Below are 25,619 nucleotides of genomic sequence, written 5' to 3'. Positions count from 1 at the left end.
GGTTTTTCAGTGCTGCAAGTCTTTGCGCCAAACCACTCACTGCGGCAATTCCGCCGCGCCCATCCGTCTCGCGATAACCCCCGCCCGCTGCGATAAATACGCGGAGCCGCGATGTTCATCGAAATATTTCGGTCTTGGCAGCATTACCGCCAGCCGCGCCGATTGCCACGCGGTCAGCTTCGACGCCGACGTCTTGTAGTAATAATGCGCCGCCGCTTCGGCGCCATACACGCCGTTGCCCCATTCCACCGAGTTCAGGTAGATCTCGAAAATGCGCTCTTTGTCCATCCAGAGCTCGAGCATCGACGTAATCACGAGTTCCTGCGCCTTCCTCACGTAACTTTTTTCCCGCGATAAAAACAGGTTGCGCGCCAGTTGTTGCGAGATGGTCGAACCGCCCGCCACGATCTTCCCGCGCGCCTTGTTCTTCTCCCAGGCTTGCAGGATGGCATCGGTTTCGTAGCCATTGTTGTTGACGAAGTTCGCGTCTTCGGACGCAATGATCGCCCGCTTCAAATTGCGCGAGATCTGGTCGTACGGAACCCACGTGTGTTGAATCGAAAGATCCGGACGATCCTGCGCGAGCCGCCAGGCGTCGGAGCGCATGAACGCCGTCGATGACGGATTCACCACCGTATAAATCCCGACCATCGCGAAGAAGTAGACCTGCGTGGCAATGGCGGCAATGGCCATGACCGAAATGCCGTAGACGATCCACCGAGCCGGCCCGAGACGCACGGGCGATTTTGTTCTTGTCATCGTGCTTGTTCTGTTGGAAATGCCAGCCGCTTTAGATTTACTTCGATAACTCCAGCCGCAACGCCCGCAACACCGCGCCGCTGTCCGGACGCACGCCGCGCCACAGAAGAAACGATTCCGCCGCCTGTTCCACGAGCATCCCCAGTCCGTCCGATGACCGCGCGCCCAGCGTGTCGGCGTGGCGCATGAAGACGGTCGGCTCCGCGCTGTACATCATGTCGTAGGCAAGCGTGCCGGGGCCAATCGAGGTGTCGTCGAAAGTGGGAAGCGCGTCGTCCAGACTTCCGGCCGTCGCGTTGACGATCACATCGTACGGACCCGCTTCCGCGCTATCCGCGCCGCCGCCCGAGAAACGCACGTTCGCGGCGCGGGCGGCATCGGAGAAATGATCGACGAGAATTTGCGCCTTCGATGCCGTCCGGTTCACGATCGTCAACGCCGCCGCGCCGCAATCGAGCATGGGCAACACCACGCCGCGCGCCGCGCCGCCCGCGCCGAGCAACAACACGCGCGCGCCCTTCAATCCAACGCCGAGATTCCCTTCAATGTCACGCACGAGGCCAACGCCGTCGGTGTTGTCGCCAAGGACGCCAGCGGCGCTGAACGCCAGCGTGTTCACCGCGCCGGCTGCCGCTGCACGCGGCGTGAGCGTGTTGGCGAAGGCGTGTGCATCGAGCTTGAACGGCACCGTCACGTTCATGCCGCGACCGCCGGATTCGATGAACGCGCGGACGTCGCCGGCGAATGCACCGATGGTTCCCAGCACGCGACCATATTCGACCGCCTCGCCGGTTTGCTCGGCGAAGCGCGCGTGAATCCACGGGGATTTGCTATGCGCGACCGGGTTGCCGATCACCGCATATCGACCGATGCCATCACGCTGAACGCCCGATATCATTGCGTAGGCTCCGTTGCGTCGGGCGTGCTCTCGCCGGCGGGTTCGCCGGTCGGCGCGGCTTCGGACGTCGCTTCGGACGTCGCTTCCGCCTGCGCCTCGGCTTCGCTCTCGGCGCTGAGATCTTCGGCTTCGACCAGCTCTTCTTCGGCCTCTTCCGTCTCTTCCGGCTGCGGTGCGGCGCTCGAAGGTGCATCGATCACGTGCAGCAAGCGGCACGATGCCTCGACCGTGAGTTCATCGAGATTCATCACTTCCAGCATCACCTTCGTCCCGCGCGCGTGCACGCCGAGGCCGGGAACGTGGAGCATTAGCGGGATTTCATCGAGCCGCACGAGATCGTCCTTCACCACCGCCGCCACGACCTGCTTCTTGTTCTCCTGCTTCAGCCAGCGCAGACACCAGAAGAATTCCATGCGCCGTTGATGATCGGCGTACGCGGAATACTGGTCATCGAAACCCTGAACGACGGCAAACAGATCGGCATCTTTCGGCTTGAACGGCGCGACCAGCGCAGCCGTCACGCCATGGCGCACGCACGCAAGCAATTGCCATTGATTGACCAGATCGACGTAACGACGCAACGGCGACGTGCTCCACGCATATTGCGCAACGCCGAGCCCTTCGTGCGGCGCGGGCGTGGTCTGCATGCGCGTGCGCTTTGGACCCGGCGCGCCAAAACCGCGCTGCGATCGATAAATCCCGGGAACGCTGTGGTCGTTGAGAAACGCGCCCCACGATGAATTCGCGAGAATCGCCAGTTCGGCGACGATCAGGTCGAGCGGCGATCCGCGCCGACGCGGCAGGATCTCGACATGCTCGCCTTCCACGTAAAAATTGAAGTCGTTATTACGCTGAACTTCGCGACGCAAACCGTAACCCGCGCGCGCTTCCTGACGCTTTTCGAACAACGCCTGCGCGAGCGGCCACAGCACCGCGATGTCATCCTTGTGCGGATATTCGCCCGTTCCCGCTGCAAGCGATTCCTCGGTGACGTGTTCATCGAGATAGTTGTGGCGCAGATTGCTTTTCACGAACACGCGTTCGGCGCGCGTTTCGCTGGCAACGATTTCCTGCGTTTCCCGATTCACGATGATGTAAAGCGACAACGCCGGCCGCAGCCCGCCTTCGGCGAGCGTGAACGCTTCCACGACGCTGTCCGGCAGCATCGTGATCTTGTCGCCGGGCATGTAGACCGTTGAAAGACGCGTGCGCGCGATGGCGTCGATCAGGTCGCCGCGCGTGATTCCGAGCGCCGGCGCCGCAATATGCACGCCGATGCGAACCCGGCCATCGGCGAGATGTTCGACGGAAAACGCGTCATCAATTTCAGTTGTCGTGACGTCATCGATGGAAAACGCCTGCACATTCGCTTCCGGCAGATCGTCGGGCAACGGCGGCACCGTGACCGGCGCGAAGCCTGTTCCATGCGGGAAAAACTCGGAGAGAAAGCGCGCTTCGTGCAACGCGCGCGCCGACGGAATGCCGCCGACTTCCAGCATCAACCGCGCTTGCGAAATACCGCGCGTGGCAGCAGCGCCCTCGAGCGCCTTATATTCGATGGAGTTTTTGTCCGGCTTCGTCAGCAAGCCAATTGCCTTGCCAACGAGCGCTTCGGGCAATTTACCCGCAACCAGCTCTTCTTCGTAACCCGCCTGCACGAGCGCGAGTTGACGTTTTTTCTCCAGGCCGGCGAGCGCCATCTGCAACTGTTCTTGCGGCGCGCGCTGATATTGCCCGCGGCCTTTCCGGCGGAAATACACCGGTGATCCATGCATGCGCAAAACGAGCGCGGCGCGTTCAGTTGCGCCGAATTTATCGCCGAAATAATCCGCGCCGAGTTCCGCGAACGGGAATTCTTCTTCCGGCGCGCATTCCCACAGGAAATCCAGATCGATGTCCTTTGCAATGGCGTCGGCCTCTTGCATCAGATCCGCGGCGTTCGGTTTCTCGAACTCGATCAGCACGTCTTTTGCGCGCACCTTCGCGCGCCGTCCGCCCGGCAACTCGACCTGGAAAGCATCGTTTGCCTTCGACAAAACAGCGCCGGCCTTGAAACTACCCGATTCCTCGAAAAAAACGTTCACTCAGTACTCTCGAAAGACAGTTGGTCGGCACGGCGTGCAGGCGGGCGTGTTCCCCGGTTGCCAAGCGCCAGGCCAACGAAAAATGGATGCGCTTGAAAGTTTCAGGCCGCGGCCAGCGGCGGCCGGGCTGCGCAAAACGCCAGTACGTCGTCCATGTAACTGGAAAAGTCGCTGATGGCGTGATTGCTGCCCTGGATCAGCGTGGTTCGCACGCCGGGATAATGCTCGAGCATGGTGCGGTAATCGAGCACTTCGTCGCCCGTGGCCGCTATCAGATAGTAGCGCTCCGGGTGGGTGATCGACGGTACGGAAAGCGCACGCAATTCGTCGATATGACGCGGCTCCACCACGATACTTCCGCCGCCATGCCACAACGGCTGCTCGCCTATATATGCACTCAGATCTTCTTGCGGCACGACTGCCGGATTCAGCAGCACCGCGCGCCAGCCGTGTTGCTCGGCGAGCCACGTTGCGTAGAAACCGCCAAGCGAACTTCCCACCAGCGTGATTTCTTCAGTTGCTTCTGCGGCGAGCGATTCGGCCAGCGCAATTGCATCGCGCGGCGAAACCGGCAGCACGGGACAGCACCATTCGTGGCTGAGTCCGAGCTCCTCCAGCCGCGCGCGCATCAATCGAGCCTTGAACGATTGCGGCGAAGACCGGAAGCCATGCAGATAGAGAATCACACACGCTCCTTCGTGGCAGGACGCGCCGACAATGCATCCAGCAATTTCTGGTGCACGCCGCCAAACCCGCCGTTGCTCATGACAAGCACATGATCGCCCGGTTTTGCCGCCGCGACGACCGACTTCACCAGGAGCGCGAGGTCATCGAACGCGCGGGCTTTATCGCCGAGCGGGCTCAACGCCGCTTGCAGATCCCAGCCGAGTTTGTCACGGCCTTCGTGCGCGCCGTAGCCGAAAATCAGGTCCGCGCCCGCGAGACTGGCGGGTAACTGCGCTTTCATTGTGCCGAGTTTCATGGTGTTCGAACGCGGTTCCAGCACGGCCAGAATCCGGTTCTTCTCGCCGATACGAGTTCGCAATCCCGCCACCGTCGTTTCGATGGCAGTCGGATGGTGCGCAAAGTCATCGTACACGGTCACGCCGTCGACGCTACCCTTCACTTCCATGCGCCGCTTCACGTTGCGAAACGTGGAAAGCGATTGCGTCGCCTGCGCGGGCGGAACGCCGACCGAGCGTGCCGCCGCGATTGCCGCGAGCGCGTTCAGGCGATTGTGTTCGCCCTGCACTTGCCAGTCGACCACGCCCATGCGCTCGCCTTCCCAGTAGACGGCGAATTGTTCGTCGGCGGGAACGCCTTCGGTTGCGGGCTGCGCTTCCCAGCCGCCTTGCACGCCGAAACGCTCGACGCCGGACCAGCAGCCGCGCGTCAGCACGCGTTCGAGCGCGGCCTCGCGCCCGTTCGTCACAATACGGCCGACGCCCGGCACGGTGCGCACAAGATGATGAAATTGGGTTTCGATGGCGCCAAGATCCGGAAAGATATCGGCGTGATCGAATTCGAGATTGTTGAGGAGCGCCGTGCGCGGGCGGTAGTGGACGAACTTGGAGCGTTTATCGAAGAACGCGGTGTCGTATTCATCGGCCTCGATCACGAAGAAACTCGAATCTGTGAGACGTGCCGAGATGCCGAAATTCAGCGGCACCCCGCCGATAAGGAATCCCGGATTGAGGCCTGCATCTTCCAGCAGCCACGCGAGCATGGAACTCGTGGTGGTTTTGCCGTGCGTGCCGGCGACCGCGAGCACCCATTTGCCGTTTAGCACGTGCTCGCCGAGCCATTGCGGGCCGGATGTATAGGGCAGGCCGCGATCGAGGATGGCTTCCATCAGCGGATTGCCGCGCGTGACGACGTTGCCGATTACGTAGAGATCGGGTTCGAGTGATATCTGTTCGACGCCATACCCTTCGATCAACTCGATGCCTTGTGCTTCGAGCTGCGTGCTCATGGGAGGGTAGACGCCGGCGTCGCAACCGGTGACGCGATGCCCGGCTTCGCGCGCGAGGACCGCGAGACCGCCCATGAATGTGCCGCAGATGCCGAGGATGTGGATGTGCATAGAGCTGGGTTTGATGTCCGTTAGCACGGGGGGAATTTGGGAATATTCCTGCGCCCGGAAGGGGGATATTGTAACTGACGGTTTTGAGGGGCTGAACGGTGGTGTGGAGGGTTGGCGCGGTGGTCGGGGATGGGGCTGGGTTGTTGCTGTTAGGCCTTCGCGGGTTCTGTCTTGCTGATCTCTTCAGCACTATTAGCCACTGCCCGTGGCGGGACTTCATTTCACAAGGTTTGACGCTGGCGCTCGGGCGGTTGTTTGTAGTGGTCGGGGTTGGTGCCGGGTTGCTGCTGCTTGGGCCTTCGCGGGTTTGGTTCTAGCTGACCTCTTTAGCACTGTTAGCCACTGTGCGTGGCGGGACTTCATTTCACCGGGTTTGACGCTGACGCTTGGGCGGTTGCTTGTAGTGGTTGGGGTTTGGGCTGGGTTGCTGCTTTTCAGATCTTCGCGGGTTACGTTCTGGCTGATCTCTTTATCACTTTTAGCCACTGTCCGTGGCGGGACTTCATTTCTTTTTCCAACGGCGAAAAAGAAACGAAGCAAAGAAAACGCCTCTCCACCGCTAATTCTTAAGTGTCCACAGCGTGCAGCGGGACTTCATTTCTTTTTCCAACGGCGAAAAAGAAACGAAGCAAAGAAAACGCCTCTCCACCGCTAATTCTTAAGTGTCCACAGCGTGCAGTGAAAACTGTATGGCACGCAAGAAGCACCCTCAGCGCATAACCGCGAACACTTGAAACCCTCCCCCTCCGTTCGCGGATACCCACACGCTTCGCCACCAGTGTGGGAATCCACTAACCAGGCCTCCCCGCTGCGCGCGCTGGCGCCCAAATGGAAAGCCGCGGTACTGGCGGCGAAGTCTGCGGTTCAAGATGCTTGGCCTGTTATGGCTCAACCCTTCGTTATGCGTTAGACGGGTTCCCGTATTGATGGATTCCGACACTGGTGGCGAAGCGTGTGGGTATCTGTTGCCGGAGGGGAAGGGTTTCAGCGGGACGTGGTTATGCGCTGAGGGTGCTTCTTGCGTGCCACACAGTTCTGGCCGCACGCTGTGGACACTTATGAGCTGATTGTGGAGAGGCGTTTTCTTTGCTTCGTTTCTTTGTCGCCGTTTGGACAAAGAAATGAAGTCCCGCCACGGACAGTGGCTAACAGTGATAAAGAGAGCAGCCAACAACGAACCCGCGAAGACCTAAGCAGCAACAACCAAGCCCCAACACCACTCCCAACCACCCAAGCGCCAGCGCCCCCCCCTTCCCCTTCCGGTATCATCCTCATCATGATTCGCAAATCCCATTTCGATCCCCAGCGCGTCCGCGAGGAAATCGCCATCGCGGCGGCGCGAATGATTGCCGAAGACGGCCTCGACTACTCCACCGCCAAGCGCAAGGCCGCTCGCCAGGTCATCGGCGAAACCCGCGTCGCCGGCGAATGGCTCCCCGATAACACGCAAATCGAAGACGAAATCCGCGAGTATCAGGCAATCTTTCAAAGCGAAAGCCAACCCGCAGTACTGCGCCGAATGCGCGAAGTCGCCCTCGAATGGATGCAACGCCTCAAACCCTTCAACCCATACGTCACGGGCGCGGTGCTGAACGGAACCGCCGGCGAACATTCCGATATCCATCTGCAATGTTTCTGCGATAACCCTAAGGAAGTCGCCATCTATCTGCTGAACGCGAACATCCAATACGATGTCTCCGAGACGCGCCACTTCGCCGGACGCGGTTATGTGGAAACCCTGAGCTTCCTCACGCGCCCCTCGCGCGACGAAGAACCCATGGGCTTGCACATCGCGCTCTACGATACCAACGACCTCCGGGGCGCCGTACGCGCAGACGGCCGCGGCAAACTTGCCCGCGCGAACGCCGCCGCCGTCCAGGCGCTGCTCGACGAACCACCCCCAACATCGGCTACATCACTATGAAACCCATGCGCATCGTTGCCGCTCTGATCGTCGCCATCGCGGCAACCGGCGGCGGCTTTTATGCAAGCCATCTGTTCATGGGCGGCACCCCGAGCGAAGCGGCCATGACGACATCGGCGAAAGGCAATGCCGTCGATGACCTCTGGAAACAGCAATTGCAAATGGCCGCCGGCACGCAGCAAAACCTGGCATCGTTTAAAGGCAAACCGGTCGTGGTGAATTTCTGGGCGTCGTGGTGCGGCCCGTGCGTCAAGGAAATGCCGACGCTCGCCGCGTTGCATAAGGAATACGAGAAGAAAGGCATCACGTTCATTGGCCTGGGCGTGGATTCCGAGAAGAACGTGAACGCGTTCCTGCAGAAAGTGCCCGTCGATTACCCTATCTATATTGCGGGATTCGGCGGCGCGGACCTGGCCCGCAGTTTTGGCAATAACGCTGGCGCGCTCCCGTTCACGGTTGTCATCGACGCAAAGGGAAACATTCGGTCGACCAAGCTCGGCGAAGTCGATCCTAAAGAGCTAAAAGAGACCTTGGACGCACTTTAAGACGCTCGTTGATAGCGGTCAAATCGAAACGATTCACGTAAAGTTAACAGCAATTCGGCGAACTTTGCCCGAAAATACGTGCAAAATGCGCGTGTACACACGTAACGCTTCCATACCGGGAGTCTGTGCGGCTTCGTAAAACTAGACAAAATTCTCTAAAGGGCGCTAAAGTGCGCCCAACTCCGCACAAACCAAAGCCCTATGTCACGACTGCTGGTGCTTCACGGCCCTAATCTCAATCTGCTCGGCACCCGCGAGCCGGACGTCTACGGCCGGGTCACGCTCGCTCAGATCGATCAGGCGCTGGCAGAGAAGGCGAAGGCCGCAGGCGCGGAATTGTCGTCATTTCAGAGCAATCACGAAGGCGCGATCGTCGACCGCATTCAGCAGGCGCGGACTGAGCAAGTGGACTTCGTGCTGATCAATCCGGCTGCATACACGCACACGAGCGTCGCGATCCGCGATGCACTCGCGGGCGTCGCGCTGCCGTTCGTCGAGATTCATCTGTCGAACGTCCACAAACGGGAAGCTTTCCGGCATCACTCGTATTTCTCGGATCTCGCCGAAGCCGTGATTTGCGGCCTCGGCTGGAAAGGCTATCTGTATGCGCTCGACTTTGCACTCGAACGCGTTGCACTGAAGACGCGCGCTTGAATCGCGACCTGCACGCAAAGTCTAAATTGCCCGCACACCGTGACGCGGAGTCAGCGTCTGCAGCGCCGGACGATACACCCGTCAGCGGCACCCAAAAACCAAGTCAAGCACCGGAAAACGCTTCCGGTCACCAAGCATTGAAAGGGGAATTTTCGATGGACCTTCGTAAACTCAAAACGCTGATCGACCTCGTCTCGGAATCCGGCATCTCGGAACTCGAAGTGACCGAGGGCGAAGGCAAGGTTCGCATCGTCAAGAATGCCGCGCCGGTCTACATGCAGGCTCCGCAGTACATGCCGCAAGGCCAGATGGGCCAGGCGCCGCAATACAGCCAGCCTGGCGAAGCAGGCAATGGCGGCGCTGCTGGTGCTGGCGCGCCGGCCGCGCCGGCTGCCGTTGTGCAGCAAGGCCACGTGGTGACTTCGCCGATGGTCGGTTCGTTCTACCGCGCGCCGTCGCCGGGCGCCGACGCGTTCGTCCAAGTGGGCGATACGGTCAAGGAAGGGCAGACGCTTTGCATTATTGAAGCAATGAAGCTGCTCAATGAAATCGAGTCGGACAAGTCTGGCGTCGTGAAGGAAATCCTGGTCGAAAACGGCCAGGCCGTCGAGTACGGTCAGCCGCTCTTCGTGATCGGCGATTGATTTCCCGCGCTTCAACCGGGGCGTCGCACGCAGCACGCGCGCCCGGTGAAACGCAGCACTCGGGCACTCGCCGCATCTGTCAGATAGACGACGGGCGAGAAGCGCCGCCGATCTCCCAGGAACGCTTCGGACCTTTGTCCCGGCGCTCCATCGATGAGTCGAAACCTTGCTATGTTTGAAAAAATCCTCATTGCGAACCGTGGTGAAATCGCGCTGCGAATCCAGCGCGCCTGCCGCGAACTCGGCGTCAAGACGGTTATCGTCTATTCGGAAGCCGATAAAGAAGCGAAGTACGTGAAGTTGGCCGACGAAGCCGTGTGTATCGGACCAGCTCCGTCGAACCTCAGTTATCTGAACATGCCGGCGCTGATCAGCGCGGCCGAAGTCACCGACGCCGAAGCAATCCATCCCGGCTACGGTTTCCTGTCCGAGAACGCGGATTTCGCCGAACGTGTCGAGCAATCCGGCTTCACGTTCATTGGCCCGCGCCCGGAAACGATTCGCATGATGGGCGACAAAGTGTCCGCCAAGCAGACGATGATCAAGACCGGCGTGCCGTGCGTGCCGGGCTCGGAAGGCGCGTTGCCCGACGATCCCAAGGAGATCGTGAAGATTGCGCGCTCGATCGGCTATCCCGTGATCATCAAGGCGGCAGGCGGCGGTGGCGGCCGCGGCATGCGCGTGGTGCACACGGAAGCGGCGCTCGTGAATGCGGTGAACATGACCCGCGAAGAAGCTGGCCGCGCGTTCGGCAATCCGCAGGTCTACATGGAAAAATTTCTGGAGAATCCGCGGCACATCGAAATCCAGATCCTTGCGGATTCGTTCCGCAACGCAATCTGGCTCGGCGAGCGCGATTGCTCCATGCAGCGACGTCACCAGAAGGTGATCGAAGAAGCGCCGGCGCCGGGCATTCCGCGCCGCCTGATCGACCGGATTGGCGATCGTTGCGCCGATGCCTGCAAGAAGATGGGTTATCTCGGCGCGGGCACGTTCGAATTCCTGTACGAAAACAACGAGTTTTATTTCATCGAAATGAATACGCGCGTTCAGGTCGAGCATCCGGTGACGGAGCTGATCACGGGCGTGGATATCGTGCAGGAACAGATTCGGATTGCGGCCGGCGAAAAGCTCGCGTTCCGCCAGAAAGATATCCAGTTCCGCGGCCACGCGATCGAATGCCGGATCAACGCGGAAGATCCGTTCAAGTTCACGCCGTCGCCGGGACGTTTGACGTCGTGGCATGCGCCGGGTGGTCCGGGGATTCGCGTCGACTCGCACGTGTACAACGGTTATTTCGTGCCGCCGAATTACGATTCCATGATCGGCAAGCTGATCTCTTACGGCGCGACTCGTGAGCAGGCGATCAACCGCATGCGCATTGCGTTGTCGGAGATGGTCGTGGAAGGCATTTCGACCAACATCCCGCTGCATCGCGAGATGATGATCGACGCCAAGTTCGTCGAAGGCGGCACGAGCATTCACTACCTCGAAAACAAGCTCGCCGCGCGCAAGGCGGCCGCCGCCGTCGCCGCGGAAGACGCAGCACTATAAGTAAGGCAGCACAAGATGAGTTACCGGGAATTGATCGCCGAGCTGGACCGGGAACACGCGGAAGCGTTGTCGGACGCGCTGCTGGAATTGGGCGCGCTGTCGGTATCGGTGGAAGACGCAGACGCCGATACCCCCGACGAGCAGCCCCTGTTCGGCGAGCCCGGCCTCACGCCGGACCAGAAAGCGTGGAATCGCTCGCGCGTGGTCGCGCTGCTTTCCAATGACGCCGATCCCGCCGTTCTGCTCGCCGCCGCAGCCAATGAAATCGGCTTGAAGGACACGCCTTCGTTCACGTTGCGCGATGTAGAAGACCAGGACTGGGTGCGTCTCACGCAATCGCAGTTCGACCCCATTCCCATCGGCAAGCGGATCTGGGTTGTGCCGTCATGGCACGACGCGCCCGAGCCCGACGCACTCGTGCTCGAACTCGATCCAGGTCTTGCGTTCGGCACCGGAAGCCATCCGACCACGCGGCTGTGCATGGAGTGGATCGAGCAATCGGTTTTCCAGAATCAGTCCGTGCTCGACTACGGTTGCGGTTCCGGCATCCTCGCGATCCTTGCGAAAAAATGTGGTGCCAATCCGGTGATTGGTATCGATATCGATCCGCAAGCCGTCGAGTCCGCGCGCCAGAACAGCGAGCGCAATCACGCGGAAGTCACCTACGGTTTGCCCGGCGATCTGCCCGAAGGACAGTTCGATATCGTGGTCGCCAACATCTTGTCGAATCCGCTGAAACTGATGGCGTCGATGCTTTCTGCCCGCGTGAAACCGGGCGGACGCATTGCGCTGTCGGGCATTCTCGCGCGTCAGGCCGACGAAGTTGCGGCCGTGTACGCGCGCTGGATCGATATCAGCGTGTGGCGCGAGCACGAAGGATGGGTATGTCTTGCCGGTACCCGCCGCGAAAGCCTTTAGAATAGCGCCATCGTCCATCTACTGGCCTCTGGCCTTCGGCTAACTATGGCGCTGGCTACCCGCTGTCCCCACTGCGATACGGTTTTCCGCCTTGACCCGCATCTGCTCGCGCCGCACGACGGCCGCGTGCGTTGCGGTCATTGCCAGGAAATTTTCGATGCCGCTCATTATCAGTTCGATCGCGATGCCATCGCGGTAACCGCGCGCGCCGCGGCCACGCCGGTGCACGCGCCCGCGCCCGCGTCCGCTCCGAACTACGGCGCTGACCCGGCGAGTCCGTGGGCAGAAAAGTCGAGCGCGGAAGTTGCCGGCGGCAAGAACGATGCGCTGGGCATTCCGCTGCACCCGTTCATCCCCGATACCGCGCTTGGACCTCAAACAGAGAATGAGATTCCGGGCACGCCGGCGCATCCCAGGCATGTCGAGCCGGTGGAAGAGCCCTTCGCCGGATTGGCGGCGGCGCAAGCCCAGGCGAACTCACGTACCCGCGATGCAAGCGATTTCCCCGGCGACGGTCGTGCCGAATCTCCGTGGCACGAGATCAATCGTCCGGAAGCGCGGGCCGAGGCAAACACGCAGACTCGCAACGATCCGTTTATTGGCCGGACTGAACCGGAGCCGGAACCGGCGAGGCGCGTCGATCCGTTTATTGGCCGTACGGAGCCGTTCGTTGGACGCACCGAACCGCGCACGGCGCCACGTCCTGAACCACGCGCCGTACCGGAAGCGCCTCCGCCAAGACGCGCCGAAGCGCCTCCGTCCGCTGCGTGGGGCGAAGATCCCGACGAGGAAGACGATCACGCCGATCACGCCCATCACGCCGATGCCGAGCCGCGTTTTGGCCGTCCGGCTTCGGCCGTTCCTCCGCCTTCCGAGCCTTTCCCTGTCATCCGCGAAACCCGTCCGGCTGCACGTTCGGGCACGGCGTGGAAGGTCATCGGCTCATTGATCGCGCTCGTGCTGCTGGTCGGGCTCGCCGCGCAAGCCGCGTGGTGGCAACGGGAAACCGTCATGGTCTACTGGCCGGCATCGCAACCGCTGATCGCGCAGGCGTGTGAGCAAGTTGGCTGCGCAGTTGCGCCGCCGCGCGATATCGACGGATTGCAGATCGAAAATTCCGGCCTGCGCCAGGTGGATGGATCGCATAAGCTCGAACTGAAACTGTCGCTGCGCAATCGCTTCGACCTGGCCATTGCGTATCCGGCGCTGGAACTCACGCTCCTCGACGACAAAAACAACGTCGCGATTCGCCGCGTGCTCTGGCCGCAGGATTACGCGCGGCCGGGAACGCAGATTGGCACGGGGCTCGCTGCGCGCAGTACGCAGCCGGTTATCGTCCGGCTCGATACCGGCGACGCCGTCGCGGCGAATTATCGCGTGCAGATTTTCTATCCCTGACGCGCATCAGTCTTAGCTTCACTCTTAGTTAGTCGTTGTCTCCGTGCGCGCCGCCCGTCCGTTCCGGCCGGTTGGCGCGCTCAATCCCTGAACATCAGACCCATTCTGGAGTAGACATGAGCCAAGTTACCCTCGGCGGCAACCCGATCGAAGTTGCCGGCACGTTTCCCGCCGCCGGCGCACAAGCAGCCGATTTCACGCTGGTCGGCAAGGACCTGGGCAACCTGACGCTCGCGAGCTTCGGCGGCAAGCGCAAGGTCCTGAACATTGTCCCGAGCCTGGACACGCCAACATGCGCCACGTCCACACGCAAGTTCAACGAAGCTGCGGCTGGCCTCGACAACACGGTTGTGGTCGTTGTCTCGGGCGACCTGCCGTTTGCCGCGACGCGTTTTTGCACGACGGAAGGCATCGCGAACGTGGTAACGGCATCGACGTTCCGCGGTCATGAATTCGCCAAGGCGTATGGCGTCGATGTCACGAGCGGTCCGCTCACGGGGCTGACGGCGCGCGCGGTTGTGGTTATCGATGAAAACGACAAGGTTCTGTATTCCGAACTCGTGCCGGAAATCAAGAACGAGCCGAACTACGACGCAGCATTGGCCGCGTTGAAGTAAGCAGAAGAATTGCGGGACGCCGGCGAGACGGAAGAATCGCTCGCCGGCAATGCAAAACGCAGCCATGTGCATTCGTGACGTCGAACAATGCGCGATGTGACGAATGCGCAGCGCCATCAACCGGGCATGCACGGTGCTCAGGAACATCCACCTGCGCGCACTTTTACCCATCATTTTCAGGGATTTCGCTAGTGTCTACGCTCATCTGCGGCTCGCTTGCCTACGACAACATCATGACGTTCCAGGGCCGCTTCGGCGACCACATCCTGCCGGACCAGGTACATCAGCTGAACATCAGCTTCCTTGTCCCCACGATGCGCCGCAACTTTGGCGGCTGCGCGGGCAACATTGCCTACGCGCTGCAACTGCTCGGCGGCGACGCGAAGATCATGGCAACGCTCGGTGAAGCCGATGCCCAGCTTTACCTCGATCGTTTCGATGCGCTGGGTTTGTCGCGTGAATACGTGCGTGTCCTGCCCGACCAGCACTCGGCGCAATGCTTCATCACGACCGACCTGGCGAATAACCAGATCACCGCATTCCACCCCGGCGCAATGATGGATTCGCACCTGAATCACGCGGGAGAAACCACGGGCATCACGCTTGGAATCGTCGCTCCGGACGGCGCCGACGGCATGCGCCAGCACGTCGAGGAACTCGCGGCCGCGGGCATTCCGTTCGTTTTCGATCCGGGCCAGGGCTTGCCGATTCTTGAAGGTGTAGAGCTTTGTCGCATGATTGAACTTGCCACATACGTGGCGGTCAACGATTACGAGGCGAAATTGTTGAGCAACAAGACCGGCTGGTCTATCGATGAAATTCTGAGCCGCGTCGACGCGTTGATCATCACGCGTGGCGAACATGGCGCTCAGATCTTGCACGCTGACGGTATCGAGGAGATTCCGGTTGTGAAGGCGGAGAAGATCATCGACCCAACCGGTTGTGGCGACGCATTCCGCGGTGGTCTGCTTTACGGCATCGAAAACAAGCTCGGCTGGGCGAAGACCGGTCGTCTTGCAAGCCTGATGGGATCGCTCAAGATCGAGCATCAGGGACCGCAAACTTACGCGCCCACCCGCGCCGAAATCAACGCCCGTTTTGAGTCGGCATTCGGCATGGCGCTTTGAGAACTTGGCTTGGAGCAGTAAAGCAGCAAAAGTAATGAAGCAGACCAAGTGCTGCTTCAGCAATGACAGGTGCAGCCGGCTGTTGGCGAGAAGTGCCACGGACGGCTGTAATTCAGTGGGAGTAGAGAATGAACATGACAAGTCGAATAGCGCTGGCAGCAGCGCTGATAAGCACCGTCTTTGTGACGGGATGCGCGTATAACAGCAGCTCGCCGGACGTCTACACGGCGTCGCAGGCACAACGCGAAGAAACGGTCCGCATGGGTACTGTCGACAGCGTGCGCGGCGTGAAGATCAGCTCGAACAACGGCCAGCCGAGCGGCCTTGGTGCTATCGGCGGCGGCGCGTTGGGCGCAGTGGCAGGCAGTGCACTGGGCGGCGGACGCGGCTCGATCCTGACGGGTATCGTTGGCGGTATCGCGGGTGCGGTGGCGGGTAACGCGGTTGAGAACGGCGTCGCCACGCAGAACGGATTGGAGATCACGGTGCGGCTGGATAACGGCGACATGCGCGCCATCACCCAAACCGCGACCGGCGAAGTGTTCCAGGCGGGCGAACGTGTTCGCTTATTGTCGAGCGGCGGCGTGACGCGTGTGACGCACTGACTGCTTTGATGCGCCGGTGCGATTCATCAGTCGCGCCGGGCTAAAGAAAAACGCATGTGCCTTAACGGGCACATGCGTTTTTTTCGCTCATGAAAAAACCCGCCGCCGATATAAACCGGACAGCGGGTTTGGACCGCGTAGCACTACGCGGCCGCGAGACACACAAGGTGTGTCGATTTACTGCAGTACATCCTGCGCTTACGGACGGCTGCCCGTCGGGAACGGCCATGCAGCTGCCGGGTTCAACGCCGTCTTGACCGTTGCAGCCGGAGCCGGCGCTGCGGGAGTCGTTGCGGTCGTTGCCGGTGCTACAGCAGTCGTCTTCTTCGCAGCGGCAGCCTTCTTGGCCGGAGCCTTTTTGGCAACCGGCGCCGGTGCTGCAGCGGGAGCTGCGGCAGGAGCAGGCGTTGCAGCTTTCTTCGCGGGCGCAGCCTTCTTCGCAGCAGGGGCAGCCTTCTTGGCGGGCGCAGCCTTTTTGGCGGCCGCCTTTTTGGCAGGTGCCTTCTTAGCAGGCGCCTTTTTGGCAGCAGCCTTTTTAGCAGGCGCCTTCTTGGCAGCGGCTTTCTTCGCAGGAGCCTTCTTGGCAGGCGCCTTTTTAGCAGCAGCCTTCTTCGCCGGCGCCTTCTTGGCAGCAGCTTTCTTCGCCGGAGCCTTCTTCGCCGGAGCCTTCTTCGCTGCGACCTTCTTCACTGCAACTTTCTTGGCTGCAACTTTCTTGGCCGGCGCCTTCTTGGCGGCAACTTTCTTCGCTGCAACCTTCTTCGCCGCGACCTTCTTCACTGCGACTTTCTTGGTCGCGACTTTCTTGGCGGCTACTTTCTTAGCTGCCGGAGCCTTCTTCGCTGCCGTTGCCTTCTTGGCAGCCGTCTTCTTCACGGCCGGTTTTGCTGCAGCCTTCTTTGCGACGGATTTCTTGGCTAATGCCATCATTTTCTCCTTCAGGTTTCAAGATGAGAGTCAGTTCAAACAACACCCTTCGTCAAAACCCGCTTCCCGCGTGGGCTTCTCACGACGCACGCTGCGAAGCGGATTATTCATCGGCGTACGCTGATGGAGCTTGCTTACGCTAATGAATACGGCAAGGCGCGCGATGCCACAAGGCACCGCGCGCCAAATTAAGTCAGCACCAGAAGAAGGTGCCGGCAATCGCTTGATCGGACCATCGGCACTGCCGACGGCATATTTCGGGGGGAAGTTTGCCCGTCCCACTGAAGGGTCCGCAAAACGCCTGTCATCTATATGGGCTGTCAAGCCACAAGGCGCACTTTGCATCAGGCGACCGTTCTCCTAAACCTGTTGGACCGGCGCGCGAACAATCTCGATTGCACGCACAAGCGCCGGTTTGCTAATCACCCGTCTTACTCGGCGCCCTGAAGAGGCGCCCGGTCTGCATCTCATTCGTAGCGGCAATGCGTCCATTGCCGCGGCTGACGCTGATTCGCTTTCCCGTTTATTCCCAGGTCAGCGCGCCGCCAGTTTGATACTCGATTACTCGCGTCTCAAAGAAGTTGCGCTCCTTCTTCAAGTCGATCATCTCGCTCATCCACGGGAACGGATTTTCCTCGTTCGGGAACAGCGTGTCGAGGCCGATCTGCTGGCATCGACGATTACAGATGAAGCGCAAATAGCTCTTGAACATGGATGCATTCAGACCGAGCACGCCGCGCGGCATCGTGTCTTCTGCATACCGGTACTCGAGTTCAACAGCCTGCTGGAAAATCTCGCGGATCTCCGCGCGGAATTCCGGTGTCCACAATTGCGGTTCTTCGAGCTTGATCTGGTTGATCAGGTCGATACCGAAATTGCAGTGCATCGACTCGTCGCGCAGGATGTATTGATACTGCTCCGCCGCGCCCGTCATCTTGTTCTGACGACCCAGCGCCAGAATCTGCGTAAAGCCGACGTAGAAGAACAAGCCTTCCATCACGCAAGCAAACACGATCAACGACTTCAGCAATTTCTGGTCCGCTTCGAGCGTGCCCGTGGTGAAGGCCGGATCAGTCAGCGTGTTGATGAACGGAATCAGGAACTCGTCCTTCGCGCGAATCGAGTCGACCTCGTGATACGCGTTGAAGATTTCGCTCTCGTCCAGACCCAGCGACTCGACGATGTACTGATACGCGTGCGTATGGATTGCTTCCTCGAACGCCTGGCGCAGCAAGAACTGGCGGCACTCCGGCGCGGTGATGTGGCGATACGTGCCGAGCACGATGTTGTTCGCCGCCAGCGAATCCGCCGTCACGAAGAAACCGAGGTTGCGCTTTACGATGCGGCGCTCGTCGTCGGACAGACCGTTCGGATCTTTCCACAACGCGATGTCGCGCGACATGTTCACTTCCTGCGGCATCCAGTGGTTCGCACAACCCGCCAGATACTTTTCCCACGCCCACTTGTACTTGAACGGCACCAACTGGTTCACGTCGGTCTTGCCGTTGATGATGCGCTTGTCCGCTACATTCACCCGCTTTGCACTTGCAGCCTCGATGTCGCTGGCGCTTGGTGCAGCGGGAGCCACGAAGTCGCTCGCAAAAATGTTCGCGCCTGCTGGCGTTTGATGGGCAGCTTGAAGAACGCCATGACCCGCAGCATGCGCAGCGCCCGGAGCAGCTGCGCGTGATGCCTGACTGACGCCGGCAACCTGACCTGCCGGGTTACGCAACGTGTTGTGTTGCGAACCGTTCGAGGGAGTTACGGCAGTGGTCTCGTCATCCCAGTTGAGCATAAATTCTCACCATCAATTTAGATCGGTTTGTACCATCTTTCCATGAGCGATAAAAGAGCTTGCTCATAAAAATCCTGTTTTCGTGTTGACGCTGCTACTTGCATACAACACTTTGCGTTGAGCTCACTGCTTGAAGCTTCATGCAAGACGTTGCTGAACGTGTTCGATGCAGTGCTCTCGCAGTGTTCTTTCACGTTCTTCGCAGCGGTGTGATGCGTTGCTGCGAATCATCTTGCGTGTGTCTTTTGAAGCGTGACGTCCAGTGACTTTCGTTGCATTCGAACTTCAGTTGCCTTCGATGAAATCCTGACTCGCCCGCGTGTTGATGCAAATGAATGTGCTGCAAGTTCGTACGATGCGCGACGCGTTCAATCAAGTTAAGTCGATCTTCGCGATGCACACAAGCAAAGCTTTGAATCTGATCTTCCGCGACACGTTTTTTGATCGCTCGGGCGCTCTCTACAACGCCCTCGAAACCCATCTGTCTCGCAGTGGAAACGAAGCGCTTTCGCGTCGTGTTTCCATGGTGAAAGTGTAGCACCCGATGCCTTCATCGCAAAGGTGAAAAACACAAAATCTTGGGTCCTTCAGGTCAGCACAAACTACCTATAGTACAAGTAGGCGCATCGTGCAAGCGCGAATCCGGGTATCGAAATCACGCGGCGAAGCCTTGCTCAGCATCGCGTTCAAGCGCGTTTGTCACGCAACGGCGCGAGCAGTTCACGCAGATTGTTGTGATCGATTTCGTGCATCAGCAAGAGCAGCCGGCCGAGCTGTCCTGCAGGAAAACCCTCACGCGCAAACCATGCAAGGTAGTGACCCGGCAGGTCCGCGAGTAAGCGGTCCTTGTACTTTCCGTAAGGCATTTTTTGCGTGACGAGACGCTGCAAATCTTCGGGGTCCATCGTCGTGCTCCATGTGTTTTTACTGCGCGAAGTCGCGCTCAATGCGAAAGCCCCGCGGCACTTCGCGATGTCGCTGCCTTGATATCGATGCCATAATCGCAACTCCCGCCGCGAAGAGATCCCCTTCAGTTCTCCATGTCGCTAGCCATCAAAGCTTTCGTTGCCCCTCTCATCGTCGCATGCGCGATGTTCATGGAAAGCGTCGATGCCAATGTCATCGTCACCGCGATCCCCGAAATGGCCAAAGCTTTCGGCCGCGATCCTGTAACACTAAAGATTGCCGTCACGAGTTATGTGCTCGGCCTCGGCGTGTTCATTCCAATCTGCGGCTGGGTCGCCGACCGCTTCGGCGCACGCACCATCTTTCGTCTTGCCATCGGCATCTTCGTGGCCGGTTCGATCCTGTGCGCGGCCTCCACTTCGCTGATTCCCTTCACGCTCGCGCGCTTCGTGCAAGGCGTGGGCGGCGCGATGATGGTGCCGGTCGGGCGGATCATCATCTTCCGCTCGGTGCGCCGCTCCGAATTCATCCGCGCGATGAACTATCTGTCGTTGCCCGCCATGTTCGGTCCCGCAGTCGGCCCGCTGCTCGGCGGTTTCATCACGACCTATCTGCACTGGCGCCTGATTTTCTTCATCAACATCCCGATAGGCATCGCGGGGATCTACCTCACTAACAAATACATTGCGAACGTGCGCGAGGCGCATCCGGGACCGCTCGACTGGCTCGGCTTCTTTTTATCGGCGATGGGCGGAACGCTGTTCCTCCTCGGACTATCGCTGATCGGCGGCGAGCTGGTCACGGATCGCGTTGCGGCGGGCATGGCGCTCGGCGGCGTGGTTTTTCTCGTGCTGTATTTCCTGCACTCGCGGCGCATCAAGCTGCCGCTGCTCGATCTCAGCTTCCTGCGCGTGCCCACGTTCCAGGCAAGCGTGGTCGGCGGTTCGCTGTTTCGCATTGGCCTCGGCGCCGTGCCGTTCCTGCTGCCGCTCGCCATGCAGGAAGGACTGGGTATGAGCGCATTCAAGTCGGGTTCGATCACGTGCGCGTCGGCGGTCGGCGGCATGTTCATGCGCTCGCTGGCCTCGCGCGTGTTGCATCGCTTCGGCTTCCGGCAGACGCTGATGGTGAACGCGGCGCTCTCGGGTATCGCGATCGCGGCGTGCGGCATGTTCTACCCCGGCACGCCGACGTGGCTCATCTGGGCCGTCGTACTGCTCGGCGGATTTTTCCCGGCGTTGCAATTTACGAGCCTCAACTCGCTCACGTATGCGGAGATTGAAAGCCGCGATGTTGGGCGCGCGACCAGTCTCGGCAGTTTTATCCAGCAGGTTTCGCTGGGATTAGGTGTGACCGTCGGCGGGATCGCGCTGCAGATTTCTCACGATCTGCAAGGACATCCGCAAATGGTCTGGTCGGACTTCTGGCCGGCGTTTGTGGTTGTCGGCATGTTTTCATTTCTTTCGATTCCAATTACTGCGCGGCTTTCGCACGATGCCGGACACGAGATATCGCGGGGAACACGAGGGTAAGCGGCGAGTACGAATGGAAAAAGCCGGTATCGAATCCGGTCGCCACTTCCTGACTGGGAAGAACAACCGCTTTCGAACCGGCCTCTGCTATCTGCTAACTACTTGTCAGCGACGGGTGATCTGCACGACCCGTCGCCTGCAGCTTCTTACTGGCAAGCCTCGCATTCGTCAAACCCGGCATCGCCCGGACGCATCATGCAGACCGGACCGTCGGCTTCCTGCTCGGCCGCGGACACCGCCGGCGCCGCGATTGCGGCCGCGTTGAAACCGCCCGTCGATGACCCGTGCGAACCCTGCGTGCCGAAGCCGCTGCCGTTCGTACCGCTTGCACCGCCCGCTCCACCCGCACCGCCGTCCGAGTTGCCCGAGGGCACCGAGTTCAGCTGACCGTGAGCGACCGTCGATTTCTCGACGTGCGTTGCGGCCATCGTGCGGAGGTAATACGTGGTCTTCAGGCCGCGCAGCCACGCCAGCTTGTACACCTCGTCCAGCTTCTTGCCCGACGCGCCCGCCATATAGATGTTCAGCGACTGCGCCTGATCGATCCATTTCTGACGGCGCGATGCCGCTTCCACGACCCAGGTCGCGTCCAGTTCGAACGCGGTGGCGTAGATGGCGCGCAAATCCGCCGGCACCCGGTCGATGCGCGAAAGCGTGCCGTCGAAGTACTTCAGGTCGGAGACCATGACTTCGTCCCACAGTCCGCGTTCCTTCAGGTCACGCACCAGGTATTCGTTCACGACCGTGAATTCACCCGACAGATTCGACTTCACGTACAGGTTCTGGAACGTCGGTTCAATACAAGCCGACACGCCGATGATGTTCGAAATCGTCGCCGTCGGCGCAATTGCCACGCAATTCGAATTGCGCATGCCGTGCGTTGCGATCCGCGAACGCAGCTGGGTCCAGTCCATCGACGCGCTGTCGTCCACTTCCACGTACCCGCCGCGTTCTGCCGCGAGCAGCTTCAGCGAGTCTTGCGGAAGAATGCCGCGATCCCACAGCGAGCCGCGATAGCTCGAGTAACGGCCGCGTTCTTCGGCGAGTTCCGTGGATGCGTAGTACGCGTAGTAGCAGACCGCTTCCATGGAGGTATCGGCGAAATCGACTGCTTCCTTCGACGCATACGGCGTGCGCAGCAAGTGCAGGCAGTCCTGGAATCCCATGATGCCCATGCCGACCGGACGATGCTTCAGGTTCGAATTACGCGCCTTGGCAACGGCGTAGTAATTGATGTCGATGACGTTGTCGAGCATGCGCATGGCGACGCTGACCGTGCGCTTCAACTTCTCGTGGTCGAGCGCCAGCGTGCCGTCGGCTTGCTTCTTCATGTGCGCGACGAGGTTCACCGAGCCGAGATTGCACACGGCGATTTCGGTGTCGCTGGTGTTCAGCGTGATTTCAGTGCACAGGTTCGACGAGTGCACTACGCCAATATGCTGCTGCGGCGAACGAATGTTGCACGGATCCTTGAACGTGATCCACGGGTGGCCCGTTTCGAACAGCATGCCCAGCATCTTGCGCCAGAGTTGCGCGGCAGGAACCTTCTTGAACAGCTTCAGTTCGCCACGCGCCGCTTTTTCTTCATACGCCACGTACGCTTTTTCGAATGCAGCGCCGAACAGATCGTGCAGATCCGGCGTGTTGGCGGGCGAGAACAGCGTCCAGTCGCCGTTTTCGTGAACGCGCTTCATGAACAGATCGGGAATCCAGTTCGCCGTGTTCATGTCGTGCGTGCGGCGACGGTCATCGCCCGTGTTCTTGCGCAGTTCCAGGAATTCTTCGATATCGAGGTGCCACGTTTCCAGATACGCGCACACCGCGCCCTTGCGCTTGCCGCCCTGGTTCACCGCGACGGCAGTGTCGTTCACGACCTTCAGGAACGGCACCACGCCTTGCGACTTGCCGTTCGTGCCCTTGATGTGCGAACCGAGCGCACGCACGCGCGTCCAGTCGTTGCCCAGACCACCGGCGAACTTCGAGAGCAGCGCGTTTTCCTTCAGCGCCTCATAGATGCCGTCGAGGTCGTCGGCAACTGTCGTCAGATAGCACGATGACAATTGCGAACGGCGCGTGCCGGAATTGAACAGTGTCGGCGTGGACGACATGAAGTCGAAGCTCGACAGCACGTTATAGAACTCGATAGCGCGTGCTTCGCGGTCGATTTCGTTGAGCGCCAGGCCCATCGCGACGCGCATGAAAAACGCTTGCGGCAATTCGATGCGCTTGTTTTCGTTGTGCAGGAAGTAGCGGTCGTACAGCGTCTGCAGGCCCAGATAACCGAATTGCAGGTCGCGGTCGGCATCGAGTGCCGCGCCCAAACGCTTCAAATCATATTGCTGGAGTTTTTCGTCGAGCAGTTCCGCTTCCACGCCCTGCTTGATGAAGAGCGGAAAGTATTCGGCGTAACGCGTCGACATTTCGCCTTGCGAGACATCTTCTTCCAAGATTTCGCGGCGAATCGTGTGCAGCAAGATGCGCGCGGTGACCTGGCTGTACGCCGGGTCCTTTTCGATCATGGTGCGCGCGGCGAGAATGGCCGAATCGTAGACTTGCGCCATCGGCACGCCGTCGTACAGGTTCTTCACCGTTTCCGCGACGATCGGGTCCGCGTTCACTTCGCTGCCGAGATTCACGCAGGCTTCGTTGATCCGCGCCTTCAACGCGTCCAGGTCCAGCGGATGCGACACGCCGTTGTCGATCACATTGATGCCGAGCGCGTTCGCACGCGTTTCCGGCGCGTGCGCGCGTTCCTGCGTGCGCTTCTCGCGATACAGCACGTAAGCGCGCGCCACGTTGTGCTCGCCGCCGCGCATCAGCGCGAGTTCGACCTGATCCTGAATATCTTCAATATGGAACGTGCCGCCGTTCGGACGGCTGCGCACAAGCGCGCGCACGACGCTGTGCGTCAGTTGTTCGACAAGCTCGCGCACCCGCGCCGAGCCTGCGCCCTGTCCGCCGTTCACAGCGAGAAATGCCTTCGTCACGGCGATGGAAATCTTCGACGGCTCGAACGACACCACGGTCCCGTTACGGCGGATGACTTTGTAGTCGGCCAATGTAGCGTCCGGAGCGAGCGCGCTCGCGTTCGGCTGCTGACCTTGTGCGCCGATGGGTCGCACAGAAGCGCCTTCGTAGGAAATCGTGGCGTTGTCGGTGGTTTGCATGTGCAAATCTCCTGGTGTTCGATGGTGCGGAACGTCCGCGGATTGAGATGCGTGCCGCGCGTGGCTGGCCAGCTTTTTTGCTGCCGGGTGCTGCTCTTGCCAACCACGCGCGACGATGAAATTGAAAATGGTCAGCCTGGGAATTTGCCGCTGCGATCCGTTCGATCACGATGGCAATTTCACTCACTACGCCTATCTGCCCCCGAGTGTTTCAACCCGACTTGCCGGCGAAATTCACGCGGCGAATCAGTCGCTTATGCGGCGTTTTGTTCTATGGCCGCACAAGCGTGCGGCGCCGGCTCTACGAGCGGGGCGCCGCCTTGACAACACAACATATAGTGCGATTTACGTCTCTGAGCACCAAGTATAGTGACATTCGGCACAGTCTCAAAAACTTTTATTTGCTGAGGATTTCACTAACCGGGCTTGACTTTTGGAATGCCAAAGTCGGACAAGGGATCGCGAGCATGCGAACGCCAAACGCGCTGCAACGCAAAATCGAATCAAGGAATGTCAAGCGTTGAACGGTCGCGGAGACTCGCGGCCTACGCTTTTGCGAAGTAGGGAAAGTACTGAAGAGGAAGTTCACAGTCGTGTTGCAGACGCAACCAGTCGAAGTGAGGACCCGGGTCTGTCTTGCGTCCGGGCGCAATGTCCGAATGGCCGGCTACCGCATCGATTGGATAACGCTGCGTGACCGCACGGACCACCTGGTTAAGCGACACATATTGCGCATCTTCGAACGCGCTTGTGTCGCTGCCTTCCAGTTCGATGCCAACCGAAAAATCGTTACATCGCTCGCGGCCGAAGAAATTCGATAAACCCGCGTGCCACGCACGCTCGTTGCACGACACATATTGCTCAATCACACCGTCACGACGAATCACGAAATGCGACGATACGCGCATGTCGCGCAACTGGTCGTAGTACGGATGAGCGTCGTGATCGAGACGATTCTGGAAGAGCTCGGTGACCGCGCTGCCGCCGAACTCGTCGGGCGGCAAGCTGATGTTGTGAACCACGATCAACGTCGGCTCCATGCCGCCGGGACGCACCTCGAAATTCGGCGACGGCAACCTGCACGCTGACGAATACCATCCATCCTCGCCAATGAAACCTGGTTCGCTCATCGTGCGTCGCGGCCTGTCGGGCGCGCGGCGTGACGTTGGGCGTGATCGACGGAACAAAAGCGATGGCCTGCCGCAACGACCGCTTCGCTGTTCGGCGTATGCACGCCGCATTCAGCGCAGCGTACGAGTGGATCGGGAAGTTGCGGCGTGCTGGATGCAGCAGGACCGCGAGAAGCGCGCGCGGCGCCGGCGTCATTGCCGGCACCGGGGTGAGCGCCGTCCGCGGCGGCCTGGGCGCGCTTGAGCTTTTTGAAAAGCCACTGGCTTGCGAAGAAGATAAAAATCAGCAGGAGAATTTGGCGCATGGCTTACTAATAGTAGAAGCAGTAGAGGCGAAGTCGAGGTGAACGCG

At 60.0% G+C, this 25,619-nt stretch carries 24 protein-coding genes; 12 read left to right on the top strand and 12 right to left on the bottom strand.

Features of this window, described 5'->3' with window-relative positions:
- Positions 1-36: 36 nt before the first annotated feature.
- The 5 genes from mtgA to mpl all read right to left on the bottom strand — a co-directional run bounded on the left by mtgA (position 37) and on the right by mpl (position 5,824).
- Entirely contained in the window at positions 37-759 is a 723-nt protein-coding gene (gene mtgA / locus ASG35_RS07270; RefSeq protein WP_056354852.1) for a monofunctional biosynthetic peptidoglycan transglycosylase, read from the bottom strand.
- A gap of 37 nt (positions 760-796) precedes the next feature.
- Entirely contained in the window at positions 797-1,657 is an 861-nt protein-coding gene (gene aroE, locus ASG35_RS07265) for a shikimate dehydrogenase (protein WP_056354849.1), read from the bottom strand.
- The gene (locus tag ASG35_RS07260) at positions 1,654-3,741 is read right to left on the bottom strand and encodes a ribonuclease catalytic domain-containing protein (RefSeq protein WP_056354845.1); all 2,088 of its coding nucleotides are present in this window, start codon (positions 3,739-3,741) and stop codon (positions 1,654-1,656) included. Before ASG35_RS07260 ends, aroE begins: the two co-directional genes overlap by 4 nt.
- Before the next feature lie 101 nt (positions 3,742-3,842).
- A complete protein-coding gene (locus tag ASG35_RS07255) occupies positions 3,843-4,427 on the bottom strand; it encodes a YqiA/YcfP family alpha/beta fold hydrolase (protein WP_056354842.1) in 585 nt (194 codons plus the stop codon).
- Positions 4,424-5,824, bottom strand: a complete 1,401-nt coding sequence (mpl, locus tag ASG35_RS07250) for a UDP-N-acetylmuramate:L-alanyl-gamma-D-glutamyl-meso-diaminopimelate ligase (protein WP_056354839.1) — start codon at positions 5,822-5,824, stop codon at positions 4,424-4,426. The genes ASG35_RS07255 and mpl overlap by 4 nt, the downstream gene beginning before the upstream one ends.
- Before the next feature lie 1,276 nt (positions 5,825-7,100).
- Here mpl and ASG35_RS07240 point away from each other — a divergent pair.
- From ASG35_RS07240 to ASG35_RS07195, 10 genes are all read left to right on the top strand, one after another.
- Entirely contained in the window at positions 7,101-7,748 is a 648-nt protein-coding gene (locus ASG35_RS07240) for a hypothetical protein (protein WP_056354833.1), read from the top strand.
- A complete protein-coding gene (locus ASG35_RS07235; protein WP_056354829.1) occupies positions 7,745-8,293 on the top strand; it encodes a TlpA family protein disulfide reductase in 549 nt (182 codons plus the stop codon). Before ASG35_RS07240 ends, ASG35_RS07235 begins: the two co-directional genes overlap by 4 nt.
- A 201-nt stretch (positions 8,294-8,494) precedes the next feature.
- Positions 8,495-8,947: a type II 3-dehydroquinate dehydratase gene (gene aroQ, locus ASG35_RS07230; protein WP_056354826.1), complete on the top strand. Its 453-nt coding sequence runs from the start codon at positions 8,495-8,497 to the stop codon at positions 8,945-8,947.
- Between the two features lie 155 nt (positions 8,948-9,102).
- A complete protein-coding gene (gene accB / locus ASG35_RS07225; protein WP_056354823.1) occupies positions 9,103-9,591 on the top strand; it encodes an acetyl-CoA carboxylase biotin carboxyl carrier protein in 489 nt (162 codons plus the stop codon).
- Between the two features lie 171 nt (positions 9,592-9,762).
- On the top strand, positions 9,763-11,145 hold the full coding sequence (gene accC, locus ASG35_RS07220; RefSeq protein WP_056354819.1) for an acetyl-CoA carboxylase biotin carboxylase subunit: 1,383 nt from the start codon (positions 9,763-9,765) through the stop codon (positions 11,143-11,145).
- Between the two features lie 15 nt (positions 11,146-11,160).
- Positions 11,161-12,063 carry a 50S ribosomal protein L11 methyltransferase gene (prmA, locus tag ASG35_RS07215; protein ID WP_056354816.1) on the top strand — a complete coding sequence of 301 codons (903 nt, stop codon included), beginning with the start codon at positions 11,161-11,163 and terminating at the stop codon, positions 12,061-12,063.
- Between the two features lie 45 nt (positions 12,064-12,108).
- The gene (locus tag ASG35_RS07210) at positions 12,109-13,461 is read left to right on the top strand and encodes a zinc-ribbon and DUF3426 domain-containing protein (RefSeq protein WP_056354814.1); all 1,353 of its coding nucleotides are present in this window, start codon (positions 12,109-12,111) and stop codon (positions 13,459-13,461) included.
- A 116-nt stretch (positions 13,462-13,577) separates the two neighbouring features.
- Positions 13,578-14,078: a thiol peroxidase gene (gene tpx / locus ASG35_RS07205; RefSeq protein ID WP_056354811.1), complete on the top strand. Its 501-nt coding sequence runs from the start codon at positions 13,578-13,580 to the stop codon at positions 14,076-14,078.
- Between the two features lie 191 nt (positions 14,079-14,269).
- Positions 14,270-15,205: a carbohydrate kinase family protein gene (locus ASG35_RS07200; RefSeq protein WP_056354808.1), complete on the top strand. Its 936-nt coding sequence runs from the start codon at positions 14,270-14,272 to the stop codon at positions 15,203-15,205.
- Positions 15,206-15,333: 128 nt separating this feature from the next.
- The gene (locus ASG35_RS07195; protein WP_056354805.1) at positions 15,334-15,810 is read left to right on the top strand and encodes a glycine zipper 2TM domain-containing protein; all 477 of its coding nucleotides are present in this window, start codon (positions 15,334-15,336) and stop codon (positions 15,808-15,810) included.
- Positions 15,811-16,008: 198 nt separating this feature from the next.
- Here the strand turns inward: ASG35_RS07195 and ASG35_RS07190 are convergent, their stop codons facing one another.
- The 3 genes from ASG35_RS07190 to ASG35_RS07185 all read right to left on the bottom strand — a co-directional run bounded on the left by ASG35_RS07190 (position 16,009) and on the right by ASG35_RS07185 (position 18,532).
- The gene (locus ASG35_RS07190) at positions 16,009-16,737 is read right to left on the bottom strand and encodes a histone H1-like repetitive region-containing protein (protein ID WP_056355309.1); all 729 of its coding nucleotides are present in this window, start codon (positions 16,735-16,737) and stop codon (positions 16,009-16,011) included.
- Positions 16,738-16,767: 30 nt separating this feature from the next.
- Positions 16,768-17,082: a hypothetical protein gene (locus tag ASG35_RS32070; RefSeq protein ID WP_082508269.1), complete on the bottom strand. Its 315-nt coding sequence runs from the start codon at positions 17,080-17,082 to the stop codon at positions 16,768-16,770.
- A 178-nt stretch (positions 17,083-17,260) separates the two neighbouring features.
- Positions 17,261-18,532, bottom strand: coding sequence for a ribonucleotide-diphosphate reductase subunit beta (locus tag ASG35_RS07185; protein ID WP_056354802.1), 1,272 nt, complete (start codon positions 18,530-18,532; stop codon positions 17,261-17,263).
- Between the two features lie 331 nt (positions 18,533-18,863).
- Between ASG35_RS07185 and ASG35_RS07180 the strand changes: the two genes are divergently transcribed.
- Positions 18,864-19,070, top strand: a complete 207-nt coding sequence (locus ASG35_RS07180; RefSeq protein ID WP_156393033.1) for a hypothetical protein — start codon at positions 18,864-18,866, stop codon at positions 19,068-19,070.
- 148 nt (positions 19,071-19,218) lie between these two features.
- On the opposite strand, the gene ASG35_RS07175 is transcribed toward ASG35_RS07180, so the two are convergent.
- On the bottom strand, positions 19,219-19,437 hold the full coding sequence (locus tag ASG35_RS07175; RefSeq protein WP_056354796.1) for a DUF3820 family protein: 219 nt from the start codon (positions 19,435-19,437) through the stop codon (positions 19,219-19,221).
- 135 nt (positions 19,438-19,572) lie between these two features.
- Between ASG35_RS07175 and ASG35_RS07170 the strand changes: the two genes are divergently transcribed.
- Positions 19,573-20,970 (top strand): MFS transporter, encoded by a 1,398-nt coding sequence (locus ASG35_RS07170; RefSeq protein ID WP_056354793.1) that lies wholly within the window; start codon positions 19,573-19,575, stop codon positions 20,968-20,970.
- A gap of 146 nt (positions 20,971-21,116) precedes the next feature.
- Here ASG35_RS07170 and ASG35_RS07165 read toward each other — a convergent pair whose 3' ends face one another.
- The 3 genes from ASG35_RS07165 to ASG35_RS07155 form a co-directional block, all read right to left on the bottom strand.
- The gene (locus ASG35_RS07165) at positions 21,117-24,137 is read right to left on the bottom strand and encodes a ribonucleoside-diphosphate reductase subunit alpha (protein WP_056354791.1); all 3,021 of its coding nucleotides are present in this window, start codon (positions 24,135-24,137) and stop codon (positions 21,117-21,119) included.
- 545 nt (positions 24,138-24,682) lie between these two features.
- On the bottom strand, positions 24,683-25,267 hold the full coding sequence (gene ampD / locus ASG35_RS07160; protein WP_056354788.1) for a 1,6-anhydro-N-acetylmuramyl-L-alanine amidase AmpD: 585 nt from the start codon (positions 25,265-25,267) through the stop codon (positions 24,683-24,685).
- A complete protein-coding gene (locus ASG35_RS07155; RefSeq protein WP_056354783.1) occupies positions 25,264-25,572 on the bottom strand; it encodes a PP0621 family protein in 309 nt (102 codons plus the stop codon). The genes ampD and ASG35_RS07155 overlap by 4 nt, the downstream gene beginning before the upstream one ends.
- Between the last annotated feature and the right edge of the window lie 47 nt (positions 25,573-25,619).

The organism is Burkholderia sp. Leaf177 (assembly GCF_001424345.1).
Taxonomy (GTDB): Bacteria; Pseudomonadota; Gammaproteobacteria; order Burkholderiales; family Burkholderiaceae; genus Caballeronia.
The sequence above is the reverse complement of the archived record's forward strand: the minus strand, read 5'-3'. Positions and strand labels throughout refer to the sequence as shown.

Excerpts from the sequence above, each read along its gene's own strand:
- mpl (WP_056354839.1), bottom strand. The coding sequence starts at position 5,824 with ATGCACATCCACATCCTCGGCATCTGCGGCACATTCATGGGCGGTCTC.
- aroQ (WP_056354826.1), top strand. The coding sequence starts at position 8,495 with ATGTCACGACTGCTGGTGCTTCACGGCCCTAATCTCAATCTGCTCGGC.
- aroE (WP_056354849.1), bottom strand. The coding sequence starts at position 1,657 with ATGATATCGGGCGTTCAGCGTGATGGCATCGGTCGATATGCGGTGATC.
- ASG35_RS07155 (WP_056354783.1), bottom strand. The coding sequence starts at position 25,572 with ATGCGCCAAATTCTCCTGCTGATTTTTATCTTCTTCGCAAGCCAGTGG.
- ASG35_RS07185 (WP_056354802.1), bottom strand. The coding sequence starts at position 18,532 with ATGCTCAACTGGGATGACGAGACCACTGCCGTAACTCCCTCGAACGGT.
- prmA (WP_056354816.1), top strand. The coding sequence starts at position 11,161 with ATGAGTTACCGGGAATTGATCGCCGAGCTGGACCGGGAACACGCGGAA.
- ASG35_RS07210 (WP_056354814.1), top strand. The coding sequence starts at position 12,109 with ATGGCGCTGGCTACCCGCTGTCCCCACTGCGATACGGTTTTCCGCCTT.
- ASG35_RS07240 (WP_056354833.1), top strand. The coding sequence starts at position 7,101 with ATGATTCGCAAATCCCATTTCGATCCCCAGCGCGTCCGCGAGGAAATC.
- accC (WP_056354819.1), top strand. The coding sequence starts at position 9,763 with ATGTTTGAAAAAATCCTCATTGCGAACCGTGGTGAAATCGCGCTGCGA.
- ASG35_RS07235 (WP_056354829.1), top strand. The coding sequence starts at position 7,745 with ATGAAACCCATGCGCATCGTTGCCGCTCTGATCGTCGCCATCGCGGCA.
- ampD (WP_056354788.1), bottom strand. The coding sequence starts at position 25,267 with ATGAGCGAACCAGGTTTCATTGGCGAGGATGGATGGTATTCGTCAGCG.
- ASG35_RS07180 (WP_156393033.1), top strand. The coding sequence starts at position 18,864 with ATGAATGTGCTGCAAGTTCGTACGATGCGCGACGCGTTCAATCAAGTT.
- ASG35_RS07165 (WP_056354791.1), bottom strand. The coding sequence starts at position 24,137 with ATGCAAACCACCGACAACGCCACGATTTCCTACGAAGGCGCTTCTGTG.
- ASG35_RS07170 (WP_056354793.1), top strand. The coding sequence starts at position 19,573 with ATGTCGCTAGCCATCAAAGCTTTCGTTGCCCCTCTCATCGTCGCATGC.
- ASG35_RS07175 (WP_056354796.1), bottom strand. The coding sequence starts at position 19,437 with ATGGACCCCGAAGATTTGCAGCGTCTCGTCACGCAAAAAATGCCTTAC.
- accB (WP_056354823.1), top strand. The coding sequence starts at position 9,103 with ATGGACCTTCGTAAACTCAAAACGCTGATCGACCTCGTCTCGGAATCC.
- ASG35_RS07190 (WP_056355309.1), bottom strand. The coding sequence starts at position 16,737 with ATGGCATTAGCCAAGAAATCCGTCGCAAAGAAGGCTGCAGCAAAACCG.
- ASG35_RS32070 (WP_082508269.1), bottom strand. The coding sequence starts at position 17,082 with ATGCAAAGTGCGCCTTGTGGCTTGACAGCCCATATAGATGACAGGCGT.
- tpx (WP_056354811.1), top strand. The coding sequence starts at position 13,578 with ATGAGCCAAGTTACCCTCGGCGGCAACCCGATCGAAGTTGCCGGCACG.
- mtgA (WP_056354852.1), bottom strand. The coding sequence starts at position 759 with ATGACAAGAACAAAATCGCCCGTGCGTCTCGGGCCGGCTCGGTGGATC.
- ASG35_RS07195 (WP_056354805.1), top strand. The coding sequence starts at position 15,334 with ATGAACATGACAAGTCGAATAGCGCTGGCAGCAGCGCTGATAAGCACC.